This is a genomic window from Rhizobium changzhiense, from assembly GCF_013087625.1.
In the GTDB taxonomy this organism is placed as follows: Bacteria; Pseudomonadota; Alphaproteobacteria; order Rhizobiales; family Rhizobiaceae; genus Rhizobium; species Rhizobium sophorae.
The window spans coordinates 18,177-41,018 of sequence record NZ_JABFCQ010000003.1 but is presented as its reverse complement, the minus strand read 5'-3'; the positions used below and the strand labels follow the sequence as shown (position 1 = coordinate 41,018).

The following is a 22,842-nucleotide window of genomic DNA, read 5'->3' as shown; positions in this document are numbered from 1 at the left end:
GCGTGTAACGTGTTTCGAGCCGAACTTGCTGCCTTCCTCGGGCAGGATCGGTCGATGCAGCCGCACGAGGTTCGTGGTTTTCCCCTTGCAGTTCCATAAGCTATCTTATGCCGCAAAGTTGTTGTAGCCGCAAAGTTGAAGTGTCCTGTTTCTGCAAAGTTGGAATGTCACTCTCCCCGTGTTTGATGACCTGGGAGATTGCGGATGGGACTGATAGCGATGAGCGAGCGTGATCTGCAGCGGATCGAGGTTTTGTCGAAGGTGATCGCCGGCCGGATGAGGTGGTGTCGGCGGCGTATGTGCTTGATCTGAGTACGCGCCAGGTGCGTCGGCGGACGGCCGGCATCAGGGTCGAGATTATCGGCGAGAAATTCGGGCGGCATCGCTCGACGCGTACATGAAGATAGCTGCGCCTGAAGCGATATACCTCCTCTTATCCGACTATGACGTGCGGCACGAAACGCGATAGATTGGCGGTTATACGCGAGCGGTCCTCGCGGACGGCAAGACCGCAGGCGCGATCACCGACGATCCAGCTGCCGAGCACGGCGAAGCCGCCATCGCTTTCGAAAAGCGGGGCATAGGCCTGGACGATAAAGCCTTCGTCACCATAATCGCCGGGCGCGGAAATCAATTCCCGGCCATCCCGGAATATCGTGACGTTCTCGCCTTCTCGCGACAGCAGCGGTTTGCGTACGTAGTCCGTCAAGGTCGAGGCCGCCGGGTCGTCTGCGAAATAGCTGGCCAGCAGGTTGGGATGATTGGGGTGGCGCTGCCAGAGCAGAGGCAGAAGCCCCTTGTTGGAGAGCACGGACTTCCAGGCGGGCTCGATGAAAACATCGCCCGAGCGCACGAGTTGACGGGCGAACGGCTCGCGCAGCATGAACTCCCAGGGGTACAGCTTGAAGCAGCGGTCGATCACCCGATCCTGGAGGTCGGTGTAGCGACCCTGCGCATCGATGCCGATCTCGCGTATGTCCAGAAGCTCGACGCGATGGCCGGCTTGCACTGCACAGTCCATCAGATAGACAGTAGTGCCGCGATCCTCCTCATTGTCGGTCATCGCGGCGAAGTGGAAGATAGGCTCTTTGGAAAATTGCTCGAATGCCTCGACGAGGCTTTCCTGCAAGGAATTGTACTGGTCCGCCTCCTTGGGCAGGACACCCAAAGCCACCTGGTCAGTCAGCCAGTTGAACTGGAAATAGGCTGTCTCAAACACCGAAGTGGGAGTATCGGCGTTATATTCGAGCAACTTGGCCGGGCCAGTGCCGTCGTAAGCAAGATCGAACCGGCCGTAGAGGTGCCGGTCGCGGCGCTGCCAGGAGCGCTGCACCACATCGCGCAGGTCCTCCGGAATGGCTAGCCTGTCGAGCGTCTCTTCGCTTCTGACGATATCGCCGACCATATCCATGCACATGTCGTGCAGTTCCTGGCTCGGCCCTTCGATCTGCATCTCGATCTCATCGAGCGTGAACGTATAGGCGGCATCGTCGAGCCAATAGGGCTCGCCATACATGACGTGAAACCCGAAGCCGACGGCGCGCGCCTTGTCAAGCCAATCAGGACGCGCCGGAAGGGTGATGCGCTTCATGTCAGCCGCCGAAACTGAACGACGAACGGCCCCCGAAGCCTTGACGGGCAACGGTGCGAGTGTTGACGTTGACTGGCTTGACGGTCTGACGCGAGGGCGCGATCGCGGTGTCGTTGCCGCCCGAGCGAACAGTCGTTGTCACCGTTTGCCCCGAGCGATTGCGATAAATCGGTGTCGAGCCGTAGGAGCCACTCTCCTCCTGGCGCCGGCGATAATTGTAATAGTCGCCGATGTTGTTGAGTGCGGAAGACAACACGTAGCCTGTCAGGAACGGCACGAAAAAGCTGCCGCCTCCGCCGGTATTGTTGGGGACGGCACTGGCCGACTGTTCCGTGCACTGGCCCGAGCCGTATTCGGCCTCGCAGGCGGCCATGCCGTTGAAACGCGGCGCTGCAGCGAGATGGGCCCGCATGGCATCCTGATAGCCGGCCTGGCAGACCTGCCGGTCCATGCCGGAAGTCACGCATTGGTCGACGGAGGTGAACATTGTCTCCGAAGGAGTCTGATCGCCGCAACCGGACAGCGCCAGGGTCGAGGCAGCGATCGTGCCGAGGGCCAGGAAAGGTCGTTTGTGCCCGCTCTTACGTCTGCGCATCGTTCCCTCCCCTCAATAGGTCATACAGGCGGCGTTGAGAATACCGATGACGAGCGCGATGCCACCGCCCCATATGCCCGCGGCGATATTGTCGGCAGTGATCTTTTCATGCAGATCCGTCATGGTGAAATTCGCAATATAGTAAGCGAGGATCTGCGCCAGAATGCCGACCACCGCCCATATGATGTAGTCGACGATGCTGACCGAATTGGCTGCGGCCGAAGCCAGAGGCAGGCTGAAACCGACAAGTGCGCCCAAGAATGCCGTGACGGCGGCAAGATTGCCTGCGCGAATGAGTTGGACTTCCTTCTGCGGCGTCAAGAATGTGTAGATCACCGCGAAAACGCCATAGGCGGCAAGACCGACGGCGAAATAGCCGAGGAAGGCAGGCAGACCCGCCACGTAATGGAGCATTGAAAAAGTCCTCCGTTGAAATTGATAGGATCCATCAGACGCGGCGAACATCGGCCGGGGCGAGTCCGTAGCCGATCAGAAATTCCACCGAGCTGCCTGCCTGGCTCTGTCCGAGATCGAGGTCGCGCTCGACATTGATCAGAAGCATTTCGCGCGTCGAGCCAAGCGGGCGATAATACAACATGCAGGTCTGGTGAATGGAGCGTTGCGCCTCACCATCGTCGACCTTCTCGACAAACTCCGCCAATGGGGTCCGTTCCGGGCCTTCGCCCCAGAATCGGCTGTAGAGGATGCCGTCGGCATCGTAGGTTGGCTGGCCGATCAGGCCGTCCGGCCCGGTCCAGCGGTTCCATTCGCCCTGCCCGGCAGGCACGACGCTGTCCCAGGGCTGATAAAAGCTGATGTCGTCGACATCACCCGGCTGGCCCGACGTCGACATCACCTGAATCATCCGATGGTCTTCATCGTAGTAGCGCGACAGAACCGTCGCGGCATCGAGCGAAACCTCACCATAGGCGGCAATGATGAACGGGCCGCTCCGTGGCAGCGGCATGGCCGGCTGGCCGGCCAAAGCCTCGGCTTCGAGGGAGAGGAAATCGATCTCCAACGCCCCGCCGATGGCAGCGCTCAACGGGCCAAGTTCTTTGGGTAAGGGCCTTTCGTTCTTGTCTCTGCCGAACCAGCCGATCATGATACATCTCCCATTCGAGCCCAAGCGATGGCAGCGGGATCTAGCCGCATTCCGCTGATATAGTAAAGGGTCTCGCCGCCCCGCATCAGCGTCTCGTCCCGGCAATTGAGGTCGGTCATGCCCTGGCTCAGCATGCCCACCAGCGTCACGTTATGTTGACGCTTGAGCCTTAAAAACACGTCTCCATAGAGTAGCGGCATTTGCAAAGGCGGTACCGCCAGGGAAAAGGCCGTGTCGGTGGAGGCGGCCGACAGCAGCCGTGCGGCGATTTCCGAAGAGCCAGGATCACGGGCCGAACGCGACAGCAGCTCCTCGGCGAGCGAGCCCACCGCCTCGACACGCGGCCGGCGTTGTTTGACCATCTGCGCCGTGCGGTCGTCGGCGAAATAGGCCACGATATGGGCGTTGGGCGCATGGTCTTCGGCAATCAGCACCGCGGCCAGCGTCTCGTCGTCATTTGCTCCGCGCGCGATGATCGCCCGCGCTTGGGCCACGCCGGCCCGCACCAGAGCGTCGGCATCTGCAAGCCGCTCGGTTCTGATATAGTCGGCGTAATGGCTGGCGGGGTTTTCCTGAAGGTCCTTGGCAACCAGAACACTCATCGGTTCGTTGGCCTGTCGTTCGGCATGCAGCAGCCGAAGCGTCTGGTATGTCTGCCCCTCCTGCCAGCCGAGGACGATGATATGGCCGGTGCGTTCGCTGTAATCACCCAATCCGCGCATGCGGTTTCTCCAGATCGTACCTATAGTTGTCAACAACTTGCCAAGAACAGCGGTGAAGATGGCAATGCCACCGGGAAGAACGAACAGGACGGTCATGATTCGGCCGAGCCCGGATTTTGGAGAGAGATCGCCATAGCCGACAGTCGTTGCCGTCACCATATAGTAATAAAGAAAGTCAACCGGATTGCCGACGAGGTCGCCTTCGCCGGCTAGCAGGAAGAGCAGATAAGAAGCGACCAGGTGGATCACGAGGATAAGAAAAAGGGCTGACCAGGCCAATTCGCCGAGCGAGAGATATACACGCCGCAGTAATGAAGCGATAAATGGCACGCGATTGGCCCCCGTTCCCAACGCTTAGCCTAGCGAAATTTATTTAGCGCGCCACCTTTAAGTGGCATATCGACTACCCAGATATTTTCGACGTTCCAACCGATGGAGGATTTTTTGGAGACCTGGAACCTCACCACTTTAACGCGCCTGTTCGCCGCCGATCCGGAGGTGCTGGGCGATGTGGATGTAGCCGTACCCGAACAGGGCGACGTCATATGCGTGACTCTGAAGGAAAAAGGCGATCTCGACGTCTTCGTCGCGGTAAGCGGGGAGCGCGATATTCTTGTCAGCGCTGTTCTGGTGCCGTGCAAGGACATCCCCAAGCGGGAAGCCTTCGAACGCCTGGTGCTCAAGACGCACAAGTTCGTGCCCCTCTCCAGCTTCGGCATCACCACGATCGACGGTGAGGAATGGTATGAATTGTTCGGCTCGCTGTCGGCACGCTCGACGGCCGAGACGGTGGTCGAGGAGGTCGCAATTCTGGCTGCCAATGCCGTCGATGCGGCACACATGATTGAAGAATGGAAAAACGGGGAGATTGCAGCGTGAGTACCTGGGGAAAGATTTTCACCGCCATTCGCGGCGGCATTAACGAGGCAGCGGAAGCGGCCGCCGACAGCCAGTCCATGCGCATTCTTGACCAAGAAATCCGCGACGCTGAACAGTCTCTACGCAGCGCGCGGTCTGATCTGGCCGGGATTATGGCGTCCAACAAGAGCGTCATGCGCCGACTTGAAGAAAACCGCGCAAAGGAGACCAAGGATACCGACAGCGCTCGCGCCGCGATCTCCGCGGGCCGCACGGATCTGGCTCAGGGTCTCGCTCAGCGCATTGCCGGTACCCGTGCCGAAGTGCAGCGCGACCAAGAAGAGCTCGATCGGCTGCTGCCCCGCCAGCAGCAGATGCTGCGCACGATCCAGGACACCGAAGCGCGCATTGCTCAGATGAAGCGTGAGGTGGAGAATGTCAAAGCCAATGAGTCCCTGCTGCGCGCTCAGTCGGCGATTGCCCACAGCCAGTCGGGCATCAACACCCGTCTCGGTAGCGCCGTCGAAAGTCTCGAACGTATCAAGAAGCGCCAGGAAATCACTTCCGGCCGCATCGAAGCCGGTGCTGAACTGGCCGCGCTGGAAAACGGCAGCGATCTCGATCGTCAACTGCGCGAGGCCGGCATTGGCAGTTCGAGCCACTCGGCCGACGACATTCTTGCACAACTGATGGCACCGAAGCATTCGGTCGATCCCATCTTGCTGCCCGCGCCCGCCGGCAACAAAGACTGATAATTTGCGAAGCGGCCGCCCTGTCGGCAGATTCAAGACAGAGCGGCCGCACGTGGGACTTTCGGCGTTGCAGCCCGAACAAATCGAAGAATGATACGGCTCCTGCCTGTGAGCTCGTCAGTGGGCTGCCGGCCAAGCACGTGCTCGCAGACCGCGCCTATGACGCCAGCACGATCCCGGATTTCGGCACCGATGCGGCTTTGAGCCGGAGCTTTTGGAGCGATGGGCGCCTCCTAATTATTTGGATGTAATGCATTTGAATGGTGATCCCCCGCGACGCGCATCTTGCGCTTGCAGTCAAAGCACGCTAGTTGGCTTCTGTAATGTTATTACATCACCACCACGGCTCGATCCGTGCCGGCCAATCGAAAGAGTTTCAGTGAATGAACAAAGCGATCACAACACTCAGCTACGCACTGGCTGTATCTGCAACATTGACTTTTGCAGGAACGGCAGGCGCCCAGACATCTTCGGGAAACAATCACAGCCACAGCCATTCCCACGATAAGAAGGGGTCGGTAAATGAGGGTTATTTCGATGACGATCAGGTGAAGGCGCGTGAACTGTCGGACTGGGAAGGCGACTGGCAGTCGGTCTATCCCTATCTTGTCGACGGAACCTTGGATCCGGTGATGGCCGACAAGGCGAAACACGGCGAGAAGAGCGCCGGGGAATATCGTGCCTACTACGACAAGGGATACAAGACCGACGTCGACCGGATCGTCATCAACGGAAAGAAAGTTGCGTTTTTCCGCGGCAAGGACTCCGTGACCGGAGACTACGAGACGGATGGCCACGAAATCCTCACCTACAAAAAGGGTAATCGAGGGGTTCGTTTCATCTTCAGGAAAAGCGCCGGTGATGACGCCGCACCTCGGTTCATCCAGTTCAGCGATCACATCGTCGCCCCCGAGAAGGCCGACCACTACCATCTTTATTGGGGCAATGACCGCGCCGCCCTACTGAATGAGGTCACTAACTGGCCGACCTACTACCCCTCGAGCCTGAATGGGAAGCAGATCGCCGAGGAGATGCTGGCCCACTGACTAGCCGAGGCCGCAAGTAGCCGGATCGGGGGCGCAGAGCGCCCCCTCTTGTGTTTGCTTGGAGCGCGACGCAGCAATGACGACGAAATGCAACTCGCTATGACAAAATCGCCGCCGACTTCAGGGGGTTCGTCAATATTGCAGGCAGCATGCTCTGGCTCAAATGATTGAATTGTCACCGCCGCCTAGAGCCTTTCCGGGTTAGATTGCAGCATTCTGTTGGCTCAAACGGAGTCGGATGGTCGACCGGCCGGCGCGCGTCGTAGCCAAGCTCTACGGCCAAGCCGGCCGGTCGATCAGCCGGCCCGTTTCAGCCAACCCGAAGGGCCGGGCATCTTTCCGCCAGGATCAAAGGCGATCGGCTCGGACGTACCAAGAGGTATGCCCTTCGCCAATCGCCTCTGCCCTGACGAAAACCTGCTCCGGCAGAATGCTTCAATCTAACCCGGAAAGGCTCTAGCTGACACCGAGAAACTGCCTGAGCTCAGCAGTCTGCGGACTGGCGAAGACGTCCTCCGGCCGGCCTGCTTCATGGACTCGACCCTGATGCATGAAGACAACGCGGCTGCAGACGTCGCGGGCGAACTTCATCTCGTGCGTTACCATGAGGAGGGTCATTCCCTCGGCGGCGAGTTCGCGCACGACGGCCAGAACTTCGGCGACCAGCTCCGGATCGAGCGCCGAGGTGATCTCGTCGCAGAGAAGCGCTGTCGGCTGCATGGCGAGCGCGCGGGCGATGGCGACGCGCTGCTGCTGGCCGCCCGAGAGCTCGTCGGGATAGGCGTCGAACCTGTGACCCAGACCCACCCGCTCCAGCATCTTGCGGGCGGTGGCTTCTGCTTCGGCCTTCGGTGTCTTCTTGACCACGGTCTGCGATAGCATGACATTGCCGCCGACGGTCAGGTGCGGGAAGAGGTTGAACTGCTGAAAGATCATGCCGACCTTGAGGCGCAGTGCCTTCAGATGGACTTCGTCATCAAGGAGCTGCGCGCCGGCCACAGAGATGGAGCCGTCAGTGATGGTCTCCAGGCCGTTGATGCAGCGAAGCAGGGTCGATTTGCCCGAACCGCTCTTGCCGATAATGGCGATGACTTCGCCAGCCTCCACATCGAGATTGATGCCTTTCAACACCTCGGTGGTGCCAAAGCTCTTGCGGACTTCAGTGATTTCGATGAGCGACATTGAGCTTCCTTTCCAGGATCTGGCTGCTTTTCGACAAAGGCCAGCAAAGGGCGAAGTAGATGAGAGCGACGAGCCCGTAGACGGTGAAGGGCTGGAAGGTGGCATTGGTGACCACGGTGCCGGCTTTCGACAATTCGACGAAACCGATGATCGAGGTCAGCGCCGTCCCCTTGACGATTTGAACGGAGAAACCGACCGTGGGCGGTATGGCGACCCTCAGCGCCTGCGGCAGGATGACATAGCGCATCTGCTGCAGCCGGCCCATGCCGAGGCTGGCCGAGGCTTCCCATTGACCCCGCGCGACCGCTTCGACGCAGCCTCGCCAGATTTCGGCGAGAAAGGCGGCACTCCACAGGGTGAGCGCCAATCCCGCGGCAAGCCAGGCCGGCACGTCTATCCCAAAGAGGCCGAGACCGAAAAAGGCTATGAAGAGCTGCATCAGCAGCGGCGTGCCCTGGAAGAGTTCGATATAGTATTTCGCGAATGCCCTGAACGCCTTGCGCTTGCTGATGCGCAGGAACAGCAGCCCCAGTCCGACTGCGCCGCCGCCGATGAATGAGACCAGCGAAAGAAGGATCGTCCAGCGTGTGGCGAGCAGCAGGTTGCGCAGGATGTCCCAGAGTGTGAACTCGATCATTTCGCCGCCCTCCTCGGGAAAAGGAACCCGCCGGCCACCGCCAGCACCTGCCGGAGCAGGATCGCCAGCATGAGATAGATGGCTGTCGAGACGATGTAGGCCTCGAAGGCGCGGAAGGTTCGCGATTGTATGAAGTTCGCGGCAAAGGTCAGATCCTCGGCGGCGATCTGCGAGACGACCGATGAGCCGAGCATGACGATGACCACTTGCGACGACAGCGCCGGCCAGATGCGCTGCAGGGACGGTACGAGAACGACATGCCGGAAGGTTTCGAAACGCGTCATGGCAAGGCTCTCGCCTGCCTCGAACTGGCCCTTCGGGGTCGCTTGGATGCCCGCGCGGATAATTTCGCAGCTATAGGCGCCGAGGTTGACGACCATTGCGAGGTTGGCGGCCGTCAGTTCGGAAAGCTGGAGGCCGAGCGACGGCAGACCGAAAAAGATGAAAAACAGCTGGATCAGGAACGGCGTGTTGCGGATCAATTCGACGTAGGTCGCAACGATTGGCTTCAGCCAGGCCGGGCCGAGTGCGCGCACCCAGGCGCAGAAGATGCCGAGCGAAATGCCCAGCACTCCGCCGATGCCGATAAGCTCCAGTGTGATCAGTATGCCCTTGACGATCTGCGGATAATATTCAAGCAGCCAGCCAAATTCGAAATGATAGCTCAAGGAATTGTCCCCTCTTGCGGTGACCGAGCGTCATGTCATCCCGGGCGCGGAATGACATCCGTAGGACCGGGTCCTTACAGATCCGACGGAAGATCGGCGCCGAGCCACTTCTGCGATATGGCGTTGAGTGCGCCATCGGTTTTGGCGGCCGCGATAATGCCGTTCACCTTCTCCAGAAGAGCTGCCTGTTCCTTGTTGATACCGATGTAGCAGGGTGAGTTCTTGATGAGGAACTTCATCTCAGGGCGCTTGGGGGGATTTTTGGCGAGGATCGCCGCGGCGACGACGTTGCCGGTCGCAATGGTGTCGACCTGGCCGGACAGGAAGGCCGAGATGGTGCCATTATTGTCCTCGTAGCGCTTGATCGTCGCGTCGGTCGGCGCGATCTTCGTCAGCTCGAGATCTTCGACGGCGCCGCGCGTAACGCCGATGCTCTTGCCCGCGAGATCTTCCACCTTGGCGATCGAAACATCGGCGGGCGCGAACACGCCATTGAAGAAGGGGGCGTAGGCCGTGGTGAAATCGATCACCTTTTCGCGCTCCGCATTCTTGCCGAGGCTGGAGATGACCAGATCGACCTTATTCGTCTGCAGATAAGGAACGCGGTTGGCGCTGGTGACCGGCACGAGTTCGGTCTTCACGCCCAGTTTTTCGGCAATGAGATTGGCCACATCGATATCGTAGCCCATCGGCGCCATATCGGTGCCGACGCTGCCGAAGGGCGGGAAATCCTGCGGCACCGCGACACGCAGCGTCCCGCGCGCCGTGATGTCAGCGAGAGCATCGGCGTAGGACGCCGAACCGAAGCCGAAGGTTGCAGCCAGGGTCGCGATTGCGAAGAAGACTCGTCTTGTCAGCATGTTTCAATTGCTCCTTTGAAGTTGTGGTTTATTGGGTCTGACGGTTGGGGATACGGTCCTGGGAGGAAGGGACAGGGAACTGCGCAGTTCCGAGAGCGGATCCGGGCGCGCGGTGAGGTCGAGGCCCATCTCCACTTCGTCCAGATGTTCGATAGAGAGCTCGGCAGCTCTGGCGAAATCGCCCGCCCGCATGGCCTCGAAGATGCGGCAATGCCCGTCGTGAGACTGTGCCGCATGAAATTCAGACTGGTAGAGCATCGAAATCAGGATCGTCCTCGCGGTGAGATCGCGCAGGATATCGACGATGATGGCGTTGCCGCTCAATTCTGCGATGCGGATGTGAAAATCGCCCATCAAATAGGTCAGGCGCTGGCGGTCGCCCGCAGCCATGGCGCCTTTTTCCTCGTTCAAATGCGCGTCGAGCGCTTTGTGTCCCTCGTCTGTCAGTAGGCGCATGCTGCGCAGCAATCCGGCCTCGACGACGCGCCGTGCCTCATAGACCGCGATCGCCTCTTCGGCGGACGGTTCGACGACGAACCAGCCTCGTCTCGGACTGACATGCACGATGCCGCGTGTTTCCAGGCGCATCATGGCTTCACGAACGCGGGTTCGAGACACGCTGAAGAGCGTTGCCAGCTGGTTTTCGCTGAGACGCGTCCCGGGCCGAATTTTGGCTGAAAGAATCCCGGAGACGATTGTCTCCTCGATGGTCTTCTGCGTGGTCTCAGATGTCTGGCTATCTTGCATACAAGACAGGGAAGCAAAGCTCGTGCCAAAATTCTGCGCTCAGGATTTCCAAGATGTCCCCGGATCCCTCCCCCTGGAATTTTGCACACTGGAATGCAAACTGAGCGCAAATTGAGCGGCCGGCGCTGATCGGGGTTTGCAAGGAATTGCGGGCACTCGCGCCCAAAGCCGACAAAGCCCCTTCCCTATCGAAAAGCTGCTTGCGGCAAGATCGGTTCGGCTTATATAGTCATGATAGTCACTATAGTCAGGATATAGCGAATGCAGCCATCACGACCAGAGGATAAAAGTTGGACCGTCGCCAGTGCGAAGGCCAAGCTGTCTGAGGTTATCGAACGCGCGCAAGCGACACCACAAACGATCATGCGCAATGGCAAACCAAGCGTCATCGTCGTTTCGGCGGAAGAATGGCAGCGGAAGACCGCGCGCAAGGGCACCCTTGCAGAGTTTCTGATGCAATCGCCGCTGCGTGGTGCCGATCTGGACCTCGAACGACAGCGCGACGAACCGCGTGATCTCCAGCTGTGAGACTTCTGCTGGACACCAATGTGCTTTCCGAGGTGACAAGGCCGCGTCCCGATGCACATGTCCTACAATGGCTGGACAGTCTCGACGAGGATCGCTCATTCATCAGCGTCGTATCGATCGCGGAGATCCGGCGTGGTGTTGCATTGATGGAAAGCGGTCGGAAGCGCGACGCGCTGGCTGAATGGCTTGCCCAGGATCTGCCGCGGCGCTTTGAGCAGCGTGTCATTCCTGTGGACCAACCGGTTGCGATAGCCTGGGGCGACTTGATGGGGCTCGCAAAGCGAGGCGGACGCGGCTTGTCGTCAATGGACGGCTTGATTGCCGCCACCGCGATTGCTCACGATCTCACCCTCGCCACCCGCAATATAAAGGACTTCGAGGGCTTTGGGATCGAGCTTGTCGACCCTTGGGCCGAGCGCCCGTGACGATCCGCAGAGCGGACCGTCACAGGAGCTTCTTTAAGTTTTGTTTATGCAAATCGTTATCCCAAAACCGCTGCGCACTTTTGGGCGACATGCATTAGTTGAAACTCGATGTCTTGAGGAATTCCACGAGCCGTTCGGTCCTCGGATGCACGAACATGTCCTTCGGATCGCCCTCCTCGCAGATGACGCCCTGATTCATGAAGATGACGCGTGACGAAACGTCATAGGCAAAGCGCATCTCGTGGGTGACGAGCAGCATGGTCATGCCGTCGGCGGCAAGCCCCTTGATGACCTGGAGCACTTCGCCCACCAGTTCCGGGTCAAGCGCGGAGGTCACTTCGTCGAACAGCATCAGCCTCGGCGACATGGCGATGGCGCGGGCGATCGCGACGCGCTGCTGCTGACCGCCGGAAAGCTGCCCGGGATAATGGTTCGAGCGGGCGGAAAGGCCGACACGATCGAGCCATTTTTCCGCGATGACGCGGGCATCCGGCTTCGTCATTTTCTTCACCTTGACGAGGCCCAGCATGACGTTTTCAGCGGCGCTCATATGCGGGAAGAGATTGAACTGCTGAAACGCCATGCCGGTCAACGCACGCTGGCGCGCAATCTCTTTCTCGCTCTTGCGGCGCCGTGTTGCGCCTTCGGCGCGATAGCCGATTTCCTCACCGTCAAGGCTGATCGTGCCGCCCTGGAACTCTTCGAGCATGTTGATGCAGCGCAGCAAGGTGGTCTTTCCGGAGCCGGAAGAGCCGATGATGGAAATGACTTCGCCTTCCTGCACGGCGCAATCGACGCCCTTGAGGACTTCGTGGATGCCGTAAGTCTTGCGCAGACCCTTGATGTCGAGAATGGTCTTGGCCATCGGGGGTGTCTCCTCAGGACGGCAGGGCGGTCTTGCGCTCGACATATTTGCCGAAGTGCTCGATACCGTAGTTGATGATGAAATAGAGACCACCGGCCAGGAAATAGAACTGGAGGCTCATGAAGTTGCGGGAGATGATCTCCTGCGTGCGCAGGAGAAGCTCGGCGACGCCGATGACTGAGAGCAGCGTCGAGGCCTTCACCATCTCGGCTGCGGTATTCACCCAGGCCGGCAGGCACTGGCGCATGGCCTGCGGCCACAGCACCGAAGTGAAGGTCTGGGTAAAAGTCAGGCCGATCGCCTTGGCGGCTTCGGTCTGCCCCTTGGGAATTGCCTGAAGCGCCCCGCGCACGATTTCGCCGACATGGGAGGAGCAGAAGATGGCAAGGGCGAGCACGCCGGCCGAGAACGGCCCGAGATCGAGGCCGACGGCGGCGGAGACATAGTAGCTCGCCAGCACGAGTACGAGCACCGGCGTGCCACGGATGATATCCGTATAGGCGCGCACGACCAGACGCAAAACAACGCCGCCATAGACGAGCGCTAAACCGACGAAAACGCCGAGTATGGAACCGGCGAGGATGGCCAGCAGGGAGATCGACACGGTCACGCCGATGCCGTTCATGATGACGTATCGGGCGATCCAGAGTTGTTCGAGAAAAGTGTGGGACATCGGCTTATCTCGGCAGGGCCAGACGGCGCTCGACAAAGCGCATCACGGCGGCGATGAGGAGACAGGCCGCGACATAGAGCGCGGATGTCACCATCCAGGTTTCTATGACGCGGAAGCTCTCGACATTGATCTTGCGGGCGGCGAAAGTCAGTTCGGGCACGGCGATGGCGGCGGCGAGCGAGGTGTCCTTGAAGAGCGAGATGATCGTCGAGGACAGCGATGGCAGCACGTTGCGCAGCATCAGCGGAGCGATGATGGAACTGCGGATCTGCATCCCCGTCAGGCCAATGGCAAGCCCCGCTTCCGTCAGTCCTCTTGGAATAGACAGCAGCCCGGCGCGGAACACCTCGGCCAGATAGGCGCCGGAATAGAGGGACAAAACCAGGAGGAAGCTTTTTATCTTGTCGAGGCGCAGGCCCATCTGCGGCAGCGCGAAAAAGACGAAAAGCACCAGGACGAGAATCGGCAGGTTGCGAATGACCGTGACATAGACCCGCGCCGGCACGACCGCAAAGCGGCTTTTGGAGGTCAGCGCGAAGGCCACCACAAGGCCGATTGCGGCCCCAATCAGGATCGAGATCACCGCAAGGCCGAGGCTGAGCGCAAGCCCGCTCAAAAGAAAATCGAAGTTGCGCCAGACGGCAGCGAAATTCAACGTGTAACCCATGCGGGCCGCCCTTTCAGACCAGAGCATGATGCCGAAAAATCTGAGCGGTTTTCGGACGACATCATTCTCTCACTCTTTAAATGCGGAGCGGGAACATGTCCCGCTCCGCATGGCTGTTACTTGAACTCGACCGGGAAGCCGATCTGCGGCGGCGTCAGATCTTTGCCGAACCAGGTCTTGAAGGACTTGGCGTAAAAGTCGAATTCAACGCCGGTCATGGCTTCGTGCAGGGCGGTGTTGACGAAGTTCAGCCAATCCTGATCGCCGCGCTTGACGGCGCAGGCGTAGGTCTGCGGATTCCAGCCGTAGCCGGCATCCTTGTAGCGGCCCGGATTCTGCGTCATGTACCAGGCAAGCGACGACTGGTCCGTGGCAACTGCATCGGCGCGTCCCGATTCCAGCGCCTGATAGATCAGGTCGACGGAATCGTACTGGTCGACGGTCGCCTCCGGCAAGGCCGCATGCACCATCGCCTCGGCATAGACGTTCTGGAGAACCGAGATGGTGACGGAGGAACCAGCTGCCTTGAGGGCGGCGTAGTCGGCATATTTTCCGTCTGCCTTGAGCATCAGGCCGACACCCTCGCGATAATAAGGAATGGTGAAGGCAACCTGCTGGGCGCGCTCGCCGGTAACGGTCATGAACTGGCAGGTGATGTCGACTTTGTCGGTGGTGATATTCGGGATGCGGGCATCGGAGGACTGGTTCACATATTCGATCTTCTCAGGATCGCCGAAGAGCGCCTTGGCGATGATGTGGCCCATGTCGACGTCGAATCCCTGAAGCTTGTCGTCGGCGCTTTTGAAGTGCCAAGGCGCATTGGTGCTGCCCGTGCCGAGGACGAGATGGCCGCGGGCCAGCACTTCATCGAGCTTGCTGCCGTCGGCCAGCGCAGGCGTGGACAACAGAGCGGCGACTGCCAGCGATATCACGCCGGTGCGAAAGGAATTGGTCATGGCGTTCCCCTTATGGATGGCTTGTATTGTTCCAGTATAATGGACGCATGTCTGTTTTACTGGAACAATGTTATGAAGTGCCATCAAGGATGAATTGTCAATGGGTCATGCCGAAAAAACGCGCAGCGGTGCGCGAGGTGATTTTTTCGGCAGTGCAGCATTGTTCTCTTGTTTCAGAGGCTCAACATCATGCCTTCCCGTTCGGCGATCTGACAGCCAATCCGAGGGCGGAAGAAAACATCTTCTCCAACTCGTCCGACGTGACATCATCAGGATCAAGCCCCTTCGCCTCGAGCACGAAGGAAACCAGACGATCGTCGGCCTTTCATAGGCAAGGCGGTGCGCGAAAGCCTGCCAGCAGTCACGGGTGAAAATTTCATCTCTGCGGAAATGTCGTCGCCGGTCATGGCGAAGCGCAGCCACCTACATGTGGTCGAATCAATTTTATAGAACTTTATAGTTCTATAATTAATCCAATGCGGAATTGGAAGCGAAAGTCAACGGATGGCGTTTTGCCGGACGAAAGCGCGAGGAGCGAATCTGACAGATTGCAAACGCGTTTTAGGCCGCGCCGACGCCTGCGGCAAAGATGGCAATGCAGCGTCGAAGATGGGCAAACAGTCCAGCCCGATCGGGCCAGGCCTGCGCGCGCCCTTCCGGCGGACCCATGCCGCCGAGGATCATATCCATCAGCATCCGGGCTCCGCTCGCCGTATCGTCCAGCGTCAATCTGCCTTCCGACCGGCGTTCGCTCAGCCAGTCGGCGAGATGCTGCCGGCTGGCAAGCATACCTTCGCGCTGAAGGATATCGACAAGTTCGGGAAATTGCACCGCTTCGCGAAAGACGAGCTGCAGGAAGCCGGTGCGATCCGCATCCTTGTCCTCATCCATATCGATCATGAAAATGCGCTCGAGGCTCGCGGCAATCGAAATATCTTCGGCGGGCCTGGGCAGATCGAGCATCAAGCGCCGATGCGCACCGACCACGGCGGCAAACAGCTCTTCCTTGCTCTGAAACAGCTTATAGAGCGTTTGCTTCGAAACGCCCGCCTCGGAGGCGACGATCGCGGTCGTGCTTCCCGCATAACCGTATTTCACGAAAACGCGTCCGGCGACTTCGACGATATGCGCCCGCTTGTCCTCGTCGCTGGAAACTTTCGGCCGGCCCCGTTTGCGCGGCTCAACCGCAGGCTCGTCGACAATATCCATGATAATCTAGACCACTCTACCGAATCGCGTGCCGACGACCTGAGAACGCAGACGACGATTTCTGAGGGATTGTGTTTTCGGTTGTGGCATTAGTGATTTCAATTTTGAGAACTAATCAGTTCTGTAACTCTTTGCATCCCCACCTGTCTAACGATGGAGCGCTTGTGACGACCATTTCCGCTGCAACATCAGTCTCTTCCTATTCCTATAACAAGCGCCCGACATCCGCGTCCTAGGACATCTATCCTCTACGGTTTAGTCCGCAAAAGCAACCAAAAGCGGGAGCTCGACGAAGACACGTCGATCAGCGCCGACGAACTCCTATCCCAGCTGATGACGCTGTCATGAACCGCTTCTCCGACCAGTCGGGCTACCGCGAGGAGCAATGTCAGCTAATGAGCGACTTTCGCGTCTGGCAAGCCGATGTGCAAGATCGCGTGCCTTCGCACTGCGCACGGAAAGTTGGGGTTCAGCCATGCAGATCTCCTTTCATCTATGCATAGCATCAGCGCATTAGCCATCAGGATGACAACTGATGGCGGGATATCATAAGTATTTGGGTTGGCGTTTTCTTCCGGCGCCAATAGATTAACCATATTTCAGCATTCTTTCGAAATAATGCTACGCGTCGATCTGGCGCATCGAAGCAGAGAGGCCAAAAGTTATTTGGAGACAGTCTTGGCATTCACCATTGCTCGCAGTCTGGTGGCGTTCGGCGTCGCCGTTTCAGTAGGTCTTTTCATGTCGATCGGATTGCAGCAATCGGCGCTCGAACGGCTGAAAGTCAACGGGCCGGTTTATGAACAGGTGGTCTACGGCAAAGATTTGATCGCCGATATTCTGCCGCCGCCGTTGTTTGTAGTCGAATCCTACATGCTCTCCTTCGAGGCGAGCAAATTTCCCGAACTCACCGAGACCAATCTTGCCAAGATCGCCAATCTCAAGGCCGCTTACGACGACCGCCGCGCCTATTGGAAAACCACCCGGCTGCCGCAAGCTTTGAAGGACCAGCTTGAAAACGATGTCATCGCCAAGGGCGATGCATTCTGGGGGGTGATGAACCGCGAGATCATCCCCGCCTTAAATGCCAAGGATGAAGACAAGGCGCATGGTGCGATCGAGCAGCTGCGCGTCGCCTTCCATTCGCACCAGGACGCGGTCGAGAAACTCGTTGCCAATTCCGACGCCTTCCTGAAGGGCGAGGAGCGCAATGCAGCCTCGGAGATCGTGACCTGGACGATCTATGCCGGTGCTGCGGGCTTCGGCTCGTTCGCCCTGCTGCTCGTCGGCCTTTATCTCTTGCGCCGCCGCGCCATCATACCGCTCGACGGTATGAAGGCCTACATGGGCAACCTTGCCAAGGGCGATTTTTCAACCGAAGTCCCCTATGCCGACCGTTCCGACGAGATTGGCGCCATGTCCAAGGCCGTGGCGGTATTTCGCCGCAACGCGCTCGAGCGGCAGGACGCGCAGAAGCGCGAGACCGCACTTCGCGATGCGGAATTCGAGCGTGAACGCAGCCAGCTGGCCGAAAAGGCCGCCGAGGAGCAGATCCGCGAAACGGTGATCGCCCAGCTGACATACGGCCTGGAACAACTGTCGAACGGCAATCTCGATTGCCGCATCAAGACGCCTTTCGCCACGGCCTACGAAACTTTGCGCGCAAAGTTCAACGACAGCATGGACGCGCTTTGCGCTTCGATGGCGGAGATCGCCCAGACCTCCAAGCAAGTGGGCAGTTCCTCGGCCGGCATCACCGATGCCGCCGACAGCCTTGCCTCGCGCACGGAACAGCAGGCAGCGATGCTCGAAGAGGCCACAGCCGCGCTCGATGAGATGAATGCCAAGGCGAAAGACGCCTCCGACCATGCCGGCAAGGCAACCGGCATGATGGCCGAGACCCGCACCAGCGCCGAACATTCGGCGGCTGTCGTTCGTGAAGCAATCGCCGCCATGGAAAGGATCGAAGGCTCATCCTCCCAAATCGGCGACATCGTCAATGTCATCGATGAAATCGCCTTCCAAACCAATCTTCTGGCGCTGAATGCCGGGGTTGAAGCAGCGCGCGCCGGCGAAGCAGGCAAGGGTTTTGCCGTTGTCGCACAGGAAGTGCGCGAACTTGCCATGCGCTCGGCCAACGCCGCCAAGGAGATCAGAGCTCTGATTTCCACCTCCTCGTCTCAGGTCTCCAGCGGTGTGGAGCTCGTCAACCGGACCGGCAAGGCGCTCCTGGAAATCGAAGGACAGGTCGAGCAGGTTGCCGGCCTGATCGCCCGCATCGTCTCGGTCTCCTCCGAGCAGGCGGTGGCGATCGGCGAGATCAATGCCTCCGTCAACGCTCTCGATCAGGTAACGCAACGCAACGCCGCCATGGCCGTCGAAACCGCTTCGGCCTGCCGGGCGCTCGGCAGCCAGACGCAGACGCTGGAGGGGGTCGTCAGCCGCTTTCAGATCGATGCGGCCGCCAGCCCGTCGAGATCGCAGAAAGCGGCCTGACGCGTCCGCGGCAAAGGGAAGACCCGGCTCTTCCACCTCAGTCCGTAACGATCGCCACCACGGCAACGCAGTCGCCTGATTTGACCAGCCCCGGGAAATGGCGTGCGCAGAGAATGCCGTTCATGCTGGCGCGGATCTCGCGGGGCGCCACCCCGGTCCGTCCGGTCGGATAGATGCGAGCGATGACGGCATCGGCGGTGACGGCTTCACCGAGATCGATGACAGGTTCGATCAGCCCGCCCTCCTCTGCGAAGGAGAAGCAGCGGCCGTCCGGCATGTCGAGCCAGGTCGTCGGCCCGGGATCGACGGCGCCCACGACGATCCCTGCATGGCGTAGCACGTTGATGGCGCCGCGCTTGGCAATCGCAGCACTTTTGGCCGTGGCGGTGCCGCCGCCGCCGAGTTCCGTGGTGATGAAGATCTTGCCCATCTCCTCGGCCGCGGTGTCGTACATGCCGACCGCATCGATCTCCAGCATTTTCATCGAATAGGGAGCGGCAAAGGCAGTCACGAATTCGAAGGCTTTTTTCTCCTGTTGTTTGTTCGGCAGGATGTGGGCCGCGCAGAACGGCAGAAAATCGAGCGTCTTGCCGCCGGAATGGAAGTCGAGGACGAGATCCGCCATCGGCAGAAGCACACGGCTGAAATAGTCGGCGATCTTCTCCGTCACCGTGCCGTCCGGCCGGCCCGGGAAGCTGCGGTTCATGTTGCCCCTGTCGATCGGCGAGGTCCTGGTTCCCGCCAGGAATGCCGGATAATTCATGGCCGGCACGATGATGACAGTGCCACTCACCTCTTCGGCCTTCAGCGTCCGGGCAAGATCGAAAAGCGCGATCGGTCCTTCATACTCGTCGCCGTGATTGCCGCCGGTCAGCAGTGCCGTTGGCCCCTTGCCGTTCCGAACGACCGTTATCGGCACCATCACCGATCCCCAGGCGGAATCGTCGCGGCTATAAGGCAGGCGCAGAAAGCCGTGCTGGACGCCCTCGGCGGCAAAATTGACCGTCGCGCTGATCGGCGACGGCCGCAAGCCAATCTCTGTCATGACAGCCTCAATCCTTGACCATCAGCCTGCGCGGCACGTTCGCGAAGCACTCGACACCGCTGTCGGTGATGAGGATGCTCTCGGTCGTCTCGAAGCCCATGTCCTCGAGCCAGAGGCCGGTCATGAAATGGAAGGTCATACCGGGCTTCAGCTCCGTCCGATCGCCCGGTCGCAGGCTCATGGTGCGCTCGCCCCAGTCCGGCGGATAGGAAAGGCCGATCGGGTAACCGGTGCGGTTGTCCTTGACGATGCCGTATTTCTTCAGCACCGCGAAGAAGGCGTTAGCGATATCCTCGCAGGTATTGCCGGGTCTGGCGACCGCAAGACCGGCTTCCATGCCCTCCAGAGTCGCCTTTTCGGCGTCGAGAAAGGCCTGCGTCGGCTTGCCGAGGAAGACGGTGCGCGACAACGGCAGGTGATAGCGGTTGTAGCAGCCGGCAATCTCGAAGAAGGTGCCCTCACCCTTCTTCATCGGCCGGTCATCCCAGGTCAGATGTGGTGCGGACGCCTCGACGCCGGACGGCAGCAGCGGCACGATCGCCGGATAGTCGCCGCCGATGCCGTCGACGCCGCGGGTGCCGGCATCATAAATTTCCGCAACCAGATCGCACTTGCGCATGCCGACCTCGATCTTGTCGAAGATGCGGGCGTGCATCGCCTCGACGATACGGGCGGCATTGCGCATGTAGCCGATCTCGGTCTCGCTCTTGACGGCTCGCTGCCAGTTGACGAGGGCGGTCGCGTCGATGAAGCGCGCATTCGGCAGGTGCTTCTGCAGCGCCGCAAAGGCTGCTGCCGAAAACCAGTAATTGTCCATCTCGACGCCGATCGTCAGCTTGCCGAAGCCGCGCTCGGTCAGGATGCCCGAAAGGTAGTCCATCGGATGGCGCTCGGTCGACTGCACGTAGTGATCGGGATAGCCGACGATGTTGTCGTGCTTCAGATAGGCGGTGAACTTGGCGCCGTTGGCGTCCTGGCCGCGGCCGAACCAGATCGGCTCGCCCTGCGGCGGCACGATCACCGCCTGGTGCACGTAAAAGGACCAGCCGTCATAGCCGGTCAGCCAGGCCATGTTCGACGGGTCGCTGACGATCAGCAGGTCTACGCCCTTCGCCTCCATGGCACGCCGTGTCTTTTCCAACCGCGCGGCATATTCACCGAGCGAGAATTTGAGATTGGGCTGGGTCATGTTTCTTCCCTTCTTTTCCGGCGCCGCGCCGGTCAGCTTTCGAACGTGGTCCCTGCATTTGCCGCGCCGGCGCGGGCAAAGGCGAGCGTGGCGATGGCGGTGTCCTGGATGCCGGTCCCGGTCAGGTCCGCAATGGTGATCTGGTCGTCGCGCATCCGTCCCGGAGTCCGGCCGGCGACGATCTGGCCGAGCTCGGCAAAGACCGCATCGCCTGCGACCAGCCCAGCATCGATTGCGTGACGCAACTCGCCGAGGCGCCGCGTCTGCTTCAGGCTGTCGGCGACGTAGAGGCCGGCACCCGCAATGGCGGCCGGATCGATCTCGTTCTTGTGTTCCGCGTCCGAGCCCATCGCCGTCAGATGTTGTCCGGGTTCCAGCCACCCGGCCCCGATGATCGGGGTTTCCGACGGCGTGGTGGTGACGATGAGATCAGCGCCGATCATTGCGCCTCTGGCGTCCGCTGTCGCGGTGACGGGAAAGCCGAGCTTTGCGGCCAATTCGGCTGCCACGCTTTGCGCCTTGGCCGCATCGCGCGCCCATATCCTCGCCTCGCGGATCGGCCGGACCAGCGTCAGTGCTTCGAGCTGCAGCCGCGCCTGCATGCCCGCACCGCAGATCGCGGCCACGGATGCATTTTCCCGCGATAGATGTTTTGCCGCGACGGCGCCGGCTGCTGCGGTGCGCACGTCGGTGAGATAGCCGTTGTCCAAGAGCAGCGCCTGCACCAGCCCGGTCCGGCTCGACAGCAGCACCATCATGCCGTTGGTGCTCGGCAGGCCGATCTTGGGGTTGTCGAAGAAGCCGGGGCTGATCTTGATCGCGAAGCCCTCGATGCCGGGCACATAGGCCGTCTTCACATCGACTTCGCCGCGATATTCCGGAATGTCGAGCCGCAGGATCGGCGGCATGGCGACAGCCTTGGTCGCAAGCGCTGCGAAAGCGGCCTCGACGCAATCAACCGCATCGCGATCAAGCGCGATGACTTTCCTCAGTTCCGCTTCCGTCAGAATGATCATCCGGCTCATGGTCTCTCCTCCCCACCGAGTGCCGCCTTGCCATTGATCACCCGCCGGTGCTGTTCCATGTCGACATTCTGCCCGGACAGGATCACGACGATGGGACCGTCGCCCCAGGTTTTCCCGGCAAGCAGCGCCGCAATACCGACGGCGCCAGCGCCTTCGACGACCTGGCGTTCAGCGGCATAGGCATGGCGCATGCCAGCGGCGATTTCCGCTTCCGTCAGCAGGATGACCTCGTCGAGAAGGTCGCGGCACATGGCATAGGTCACGCTGTTGTCGAGGCCGATGCCGCCGCCGAGCGAGTCGGCAAGGCTCGCCACTTCCTCGACCTGCACCGGCCGTCCGGCATCGAGGCTCGCCTTCATCGCGGCACCCTTCTCCATCGTCAGGCCGATCACCTTGGTCGTCGGACTGATGCCTTTGACTGCGGCGGCAACGCCGGCCGCAAGGCCGCCGCCCGAGAGCGGCACCAGCACGGTTGCCGCCTCCGGCAAGGTGTCGATGATTTCGAGCCCCAGTGTTCCCTGCCCGGCTACGACATCAGGCTGGTCGAACGGCGGGACCATCACCAGCCCCTCCTCGCGGACCAGCCGGTCGACCTCCTGCTGCGCCTCGTCCTGCGATAATCCGATAATGCGGACATCGGCACCGAGGCGGCGGATTTCCGAAACCTTGTTCTCCGGCACCAGCCGCGACATGCAGATGGTCGCAACAGCGCCTTCCGCCTTTGCCGCATAGGCAAGCGCCCGGCCGTGATTTCCGGTCGAGGCCGCGACGACGCCGCGCGAACGCTCCGCCGGCGACAAGGAGAGCACCGCATTGGTCGCGCCGCGCAGTTTGAAGCTGCCGGTCGTCTGGTGATGCTCAAGCTTGAGATGGACTGGCACGCCGGCCAATTCGCCGAGTGAAAACGACTGCACCATCGGCGTGCCGATCACGCGGCCGGCAATCCGCCGCGCCGCAGCGCGGATATCCTCCAGCGAAACGGGCAAGGTGCTCACCATGAT

The 22,842-nt window shown here is 60.2% G+C and carries 26 protein-coding genes and 4 pseudogenes; 10 read left to right on the top strand and 20 right to left on the bottom strand.

Annotated features, from left to right (window positions below; genetic code table 11):
* Positions 1 to 204: 204 nt before the first annotated feature.
* Positions 205 to 389, top strand: a pseudogene (locus G9X68_RS32400) (ISNCY family transposase); the annotation flags it as partial.
* 44 nt (positions 390 to 433) lie between these two features.
* On the opposite strand, the gene G9X68_RS15345 reads toward G9X68_RS32400, so the two are convergent.
* Genes G9X68_RS15345 through G9X68_RS15325 form a run of 5 tightly spaced genes read right to left on the bottom strand, consistent with a single transcriptional unit; the run spans position 434 to position 4,343 of the window.
* Complete coding sequence (locus G9X68_RS15345; RefSeq protein WP_171603120.1) at positions 434 to 1,591, bottom strand: glutathionylspermidine synthase family protein; 1,158 nt, start codon at positions 1,589 to 1,591, stop codon at positions 434 to 436.
* 1 nt (position 1,592) lies between these two features.
* A complete protein-coding gene (locus G9X68_RS15340; RefSeq protein WP_029871133.1) occupies positions 1,593 to 2,186 on the bottom strand; it encodes a DUF1190 domain-containing protein in 594 nt (197 codons plus the stop codon).
* Positions 2,187 to 2,198: 12 nt separating this feature from the next.
* Entirely contained in the window at positions 2,199 to 2,600 is a 402-nt protein-coding gene (locus G9X68_RS15335; RefSeq protein ID WP_168308160.1) for a DUF350 domain-containing protein, read from the bottom strand.
* A 34-nt stretch (positions 2,601 to 2,634) separates the two neighbouring features.
* Positions 2,635 to 3,291, bottom strand: a complete 657-nt coding sequence (locus G9X68_RS15330; protein WP_171603119.1) for a YjfK family protein — start codon at positions 3,289 to 3,291, stop codon at positions 2,635 to 2,637.
* The gene (locus G9X68_RS15325) at positions 3,288 to 4,343 is read right to left on the bottom strand and encodes an ion channel (protein WP_171603118.1); all 1,056 of its coding nucleotides are present in this window, start codon (positions 4,341 to 4,343) and stop codon (positions 3,288 to 3,290) included. The genes G9X68_RS15330 and G9X68_RS15325 overlap by 4 nt, the downstream gene beginning before the upstream one ends.
* A 102-nt stretch (positions 4,344 to 4,445) precedes the next feature.
* Between G9X68_RS15325 and G9X68_RS15320 the strand changes: the two genes are divergently transcribed.
* The 5 genes and pseudogenes from G9X68_RS15320 to G9X68_RS15305 form a co-directional block, all read left to right on the top strand.
* Positions 4,446 to 4,892, top strand: a complete 447-nt coding sequence (locus G9X68_RS15320) for a DUF2170 family protein (RefSeq protein ID WP_171603117.1) — start codon at positions 4,446 to 4,448, stop codon at positions 4,890 to 4,892.
* Positions 4,889 to 5,623, top strand: coding sequence for a PspA/IM30 family protein (locus tag G9X68_RS15315; protein WP_171603116.1), 735 nt, complete (start codon positions 4,889 to 4,891; stop codon positions 5,621 to 5,623). The genes G9X68_RS15320 and G9X68_RS15315 overlap by 4 nt, the downstream gene beginning before the upstream one ends.
* An 86-nt stretch (positions 5,624 to 5,709) precedes the next feature.
* Positions 5,710 to 5,805, top strand: a pseudogene (locus G9X68_RS32395) (IS5/IS1182 family transposase); the annotation flags it as partial.
* Between the two features lie 201 nt (positions 5,806 to 6,006).
* Positions 6,007 to 6,669: a ZinT family metal-binding protein gene (locus G9X68_RS15310; RefSeq protein ID WP_171603115.1), complete on the top strand. Its 663-nt coding sequence runs from the start codon at positions 6,007 to 6,009 to the stop codon at positions 6,667 to 6,669.
* An 80-nt stretch (positions 6,670 to 6,749) separates the two neighbouring features.
* Positions 6,750 to 6,836 (top strand): annotated as a pseudogene (locus tag G9X68_RS15305) (IS5/IS1182 family transposase); the annotation flags it as partial.
* A 289-nt stretch (positions 6,837 to 7,125) separates the two neighbouring features.
* Here the strand turns inward: G9X68_RS15305 and G9X68_RS15300 are convergent.
* The 5 genes from G9X68_RS15300 to G9X68_RS15280 all read right to left on the bottom strand — a co-directional run bounded on the left by G9X68_RS15300 (position 7,126) and on the right by G9X68_RS15280 (position 10,763).
* The gene (locus tag G9X68_RS15300; protein WP_171603114.1) at positions 7,126 to 7,851 is read right to left on the bottom strand and encodes an amino acid ABC transporter ATP-binding protein; all 726 of its coding nucleotides are present in this window, start codon (positions 7,849 to 7,851) and stop codon (positions 7,126 to 7,128) included.
* Complete coding sequence (locus G9X68_RS15295) at positions 7,829 to 8,488, bottom strand: amino acid ABC transporter permease (protein WP_171603113.1); 660 nt, start codon at positions 8,486 to 8,488, stop codon at positions 7,829 to 7,831. The genes G9X68_RS15300 and G9X68_RS15295 overlap by 23 nt, the downstream gene beginning before the upstream one ends.
* A complete protein-coding gene (locus G9X68_RS15290) occupies positions 8,485 to 9,156 on the bottom strand; it encodes an amino acid ABC transporter permease (RefSeq protein WP_171603112.1) in 672 nt (223 codons plus the stop codon). Before G9X68_RS15290 ends, G9X68_RS15295 begins: the two co-directional genes overlap by 4 nt.
* A 74-nt stretch (positions 9,157 to 9,230) precedes the next feature.
* Entirely contained in the window at positions 9,231 to 10,016 is a 786-nt protein-coding gene (locus G9X68_RS15285; protein ID WP_171603111.1) for a transporter substrate-binding domain-containing protein, read from the bottom strand.
* Between the two features lie 3 nt (positions 10,017 to 10,019).
* Positions 10,020 to 10,763 carry a GntR family transcriptional regulator gene (locus G9X68_RS15280; RefSeq protein WP_171603110.1) on the bottom strand — a complete coding sequence of 248 codons (744 nt, stop codon included), beginning with the start codon at positions 10,761 to 10,763 and terminating at the stop codon, positions 10,020 to 10,022.
* A gap of 261 nt (positions 10,764 to 11,024) precedes the next feature.
* On the opposite strand from G9X68_RS15280, the gene G9X68_RS15275 reads away from it, so the two are divergent.
* On the top strand, positions 11,025 to 11,291 hold the full coding sequence (locus tag G9X68_RS15275; RefSeq protein ID WP_171603109.1) for a type II toxin-antitoxin system prevent-host-death family antitoxin: 267 nt from the start codon (positions 11,025 to 11,027) through the stop codon (positions 11,289 to 11,291).
* Positions 11,288 to 11,716 carry a type II toxin-antitoxin system VapC family toxin gene (locus tag G9X68_RS15270; RefSeq protein ID WP_171603108.1) on the top strand — a complete coding sequence of 143 codons (429 nt, stop codon included), beginning with the start codon at positions 11,288 to 11,290 and terminating at the stop codon, positions 11,714 to 11,716. The genes G9X68_RS15275 and G9X68_RS15270 overlap by 4 nt, the downstream gene beginning before the upstream one ends.
* Before the next feature lie 94 nt (positions 11,717 to 11,810).
* Here the strand turns inward: G9X68_RS15270 and G9X68_RS15265 are convergent, their stop codons facing one another.
* The 4 genes from G9X68_RS15265 to G9X68_RS15250 all read right to left on the bottom strand — a co-directional run bounded on the left by G9X68_RS15265 (position 11,811) and on the right by G9X68_RS15250 (position 14,877).
* Positions 11,811 to 12,581, bottom strand: coding sequence for an amino acid ABC transporter ATP-binding protein (locus G9X68_RS15265; RefSeq protein ID WP_171603107.1), 771 nt, complete (start codon positions 12,579 to 12,581; stop codon positions 11,811 to 11,813).
* 13 nt (positions 12,582 to 12,594) lie between these two features.
* A complete protein-coding gene (locus G9X68_RS15260) occupies positions 12,595 to 13,254 on the bottom strand; it encodes an amino acid ABC transporter permease (RefSeq protein WP_171603106.1) in 660 nt (219 codons plus the stop codon).
* Between the two features lie 4 nt (positions 13,255 to 13,258).
* Complete coding sequence (locus G9X68_RS15255; RefSeq protein ID WP_171603105.1) at positions 13,259 to 13,921, bottom strand: amino acid ABC transporter permease; 663 nt, start codon at positions 13,919 to 13,921, stop codon at positions 13,259 to 13,261.
* 116 nt (positions 13,922 to 14,037) lie between these two features.
* Complete coding sequence (locus G9X68_RS15250) at positions 14,038 to 14,877, bottom strand: transporter substrate-binding protein (RefSeq protein WP_171603104.1); 840 nt, start codon at positions 14,875 to 14,877, stop codon at positions 14,038 to 14,040.
* A gap of 26 nt (positions 14,878 to 14,903) precedes the next feature.
* Here G9X68_RS15250 and G9X68_RS15245 point away from each other — a divergent pair, with 26 nt between their 5' ends.
* On the top strand, positions 14,904 to 15,248 hold the full coding sequence (locus G9X68_RS15245; RefSeq protein WP_171603103.1) for a hypothetical protein: 345 nt from the start codon (positions 14,904 to 14,906) through the stop codon (positions 15,246 to 15,248).
* A 190-nt stretch (positions 15,249 to 15,438) separates the two neighbouring features.
* Here the strand turns inward: G9X68_RS15245 and G9X68_RS15240 are convergent, their stop codons facing one another.
* The gene (locus G9X68_RS15240) at positions 15,439 to 16,086 is read right to left on the bottom strand and encodes a TetR/AcrR family transcriptional regulator (protein ID WP_171603102.1); all 648 of its coding nucleotides are present in this window, start codon (positions 16,084 to 16,086) and stop codon (positions 15,439 to 15,441) included.
* A 375-nt stretch (positions 16,087 to 16,461) separates the two neighbouring features.
* Positions 16,462 to 16,563 (bottom strand): annotated as a pseudogene (locus G9X68_RS15235) (plasmid stabilization protein); the annotation flags it as partial.
* Positions 16,564 to 16,764: 201 nt separating this feature from the next.
* Between G9X68_RS15235 and G9X68_RS15230 the strand changes: the two are divergent.
* Positions 16,765 to 18,582: a methyl-accepting chemotaxis protein gene (locus G9X68_RS15230; protein ID WP_171603101.1), complete on the top strand. Its 1,818-nt coding sequence runs from the start codon at positions 16,765 to 16,767 to the stop codon at positions 18,580 to 18,582.
* 37 nt (positions 18,583 to 18,619) lie between these two features.
* On the opposite strand, the gene doeB is transcribed toward G9X68_RS15230, so the two are convergent.
* The 4 genes from doeB to eutB are packed head-to-tail and all read right to left on the bottom strand — an operon-like array spanning position 18,620 to position 22,839.
* Positions 18,620 to 19,627, bottom strand: coding sequence for a N(2)-acetyl-L-2,4-diaminobutanoate deacetylase DoeB (gene doeB / locus G9X68_RS15225; RefSeq protein WP_171603100.1), 1,008 nt, complete (start codon positions 19,625 to 19,627; stop codon positions 18,620 to 18,622).
* Between the two features lie 7 nt (positions 19,628 to 19,634).
* Positions 19,635 to 20,816, bottom strand: coding sequence for an ectoine hydrolase DoeA (gene doeA / locus G9X68_RS15220; RefSeq protein WP_171603099.1), 1,182 nt, complete (start codon positions 20,814 to 20,816; stop codon positions 19,635 to 19,637).
* 32 nt (positions 20,817 to 20,848) lie between these two features.
* Positions 20,849 to 21,841, bottom strand: a complete 993-nt coding sequence (gene eutC, locus G9X68_RS15215; protein WP_171603098.1) for an ectoine utilization protein EutC — start codon at positions 21,839 to 21,841, stop codon at positions 20,849 to 20,851.
* Positions 21,838 to 22,839 (bottom strand): hydroxyectoine utilization dehydratase EutB, encoded by a 1,002-nt coding sequence (eutB, locus tag G9X68_RS15210; RefSeq protein WP_171603097.1) that lies wholly within the window; start codon positions 22,837 to 22,839, stop codon positions 21,838 to 21,840. The genes eutC and eutB overlap by 4 nt, the downstream gene beginning before the upstream one ends.
* Positions 22,840 to 22,842: the final 3 nt, after the last annotated feature.

Bases quoted from the DNA above. Each gene is read 5' to 3' on its own strand.
- G9X68_RS15345 (WP_171603120.1), bottom strand. From the start codon at position 1,591: ATGAAGCGCATCACCCTTCCGGCGCGTCCTGATTGGCTTGACAAGGCG.
- G9X68_RS15340 (WP_029871133.1), bottom strand. From the start codon at position 2,186: ATGCGCAGACGTAAGAGCGGGCACAAACGACCTTTCCTGGCCCTCGGC.
- G9X68_RS15335 (WP_168308160.1), bottom strand. From the start codon at position 2,600: ATGCTCCATTACGTGGCGGGTCTGCCTGCCTTCCTCGGCTATTTCGCC.
- G9X68_RS15330 (WP_171603119.1), bottom strand. From the start codon at position 3,291: ATGATCGGCTGGTTCGGCAGAGACAAGAACGAAAGGCCCTTACCCAAA.
- G9X68_RS15320 (WP_171603117.1), top strand. From the start codon at position 4,446: ATGGAGGATTTTTTGGAGACCTGGAACCTCACCACTTTAACGCGCCTG.
- G9X68_RS15310 (WP_171603115.1), top strand. From the start codon at position 6,007: ATGAACAAAGCGATCACAACACTCAGCTACGCACTGGCTGTATCTGCA.
- G9X68_RS15300 (WP_171603114.1), bottom strand. From the start codon at position 7,851: ATGTCGCTCATCGAAATCACTGAAGTCCGCAAGAGCTTTGGCACCACC.
- G9X68_RS15295 (WP_171603113.1), bottom strand. From the start codon at position 8,488: ATGATCGAGTTCACACTCTGGGACATCCTGCGCAACCTGCTGCTCGCC.
- G9X68_RS15285 (WP_171603111.1), bottom strand. From the start codon at position 10,016: ATGCTGACAAGACGAGTCTTCTTCGCAATCGCGACCCTGGCTGCAACC.
- G9X68_RS15280 (WP_171603110.1), bottom strand. From the start codon at position 10,763: ATGCAAGATAGCCAGACATCTGAGACCACGCAGAAGACCATCGAGGAG.
- G9X68_RS15275 (WP_171603109.1), top strand. From the start codon at position 11,025: ATGCAGCCATCACGACCAGAGGATAAAAGTTGGACCGTCGCCAGTGCG.
- G9X68_RS15265 (WP_171603107.1), bottom strand. From the start codon at position 12,581: ATGGCCAAGACCATTCTCGACATCAAGGGTCTGCGCAAGACTTACGGC.
- G9X68_RS15260 (WP_171603106.1), bottom strand. From the start codon at position 13,254: ATGTCCCACACTTTTCTCGAACAACTCTGGATCGCCCGATACGTCATC.
- G9X68_RS15255 (WP_171603105.1), bottom strand. From the start codon at position 13,921: ATGGGTTACACGTTGAATTTCGCTGCCGTCTGGCGCAACTTCGATTTT.
- G9X68_RS15250 (WP_171603104.1), bottom strand. From the start codon at position 14,877: ATGACCAATTCCTTTCGCACCGGCGTGATATCGCTGGCAGTCGCCGCT.
- G9X68_RS15240 (WP_171603102.1), bottom strand. From the start codon at position 16,086: ATGGATATTGTCGACGAGCCTGCGGTTGAGCCGCGCAAACGGGGCCGG.
- doeB (WP_171603100.1), bottom strand. From the start codon at position 19,627: ATGACAGAGATTGGCTTGCGGCCGTCGCCGATCAGCGCGACGGTCAAT.
- doeA (WP_171603099.1), bottom strand. From the start codon at position 20,816: ATGACCCAGCCCAATCTCAAATTCTCGCTCGGTGAATATGCCGCGCGG.
- eutC (WP_171603098.1), bottom strand. From the start codon at position 21,841: ATGAGCCGGATGATCATTCTGACGGAAGCGGAACTGAGGAAAGTCATC.
- eutB (WP_171603097.1), bottom strand. From the start codon at position 22,839: ATGGTGAGCACCTTGCCCGTTTCGCTGGAGGATATCCGCGCTGCGGCG.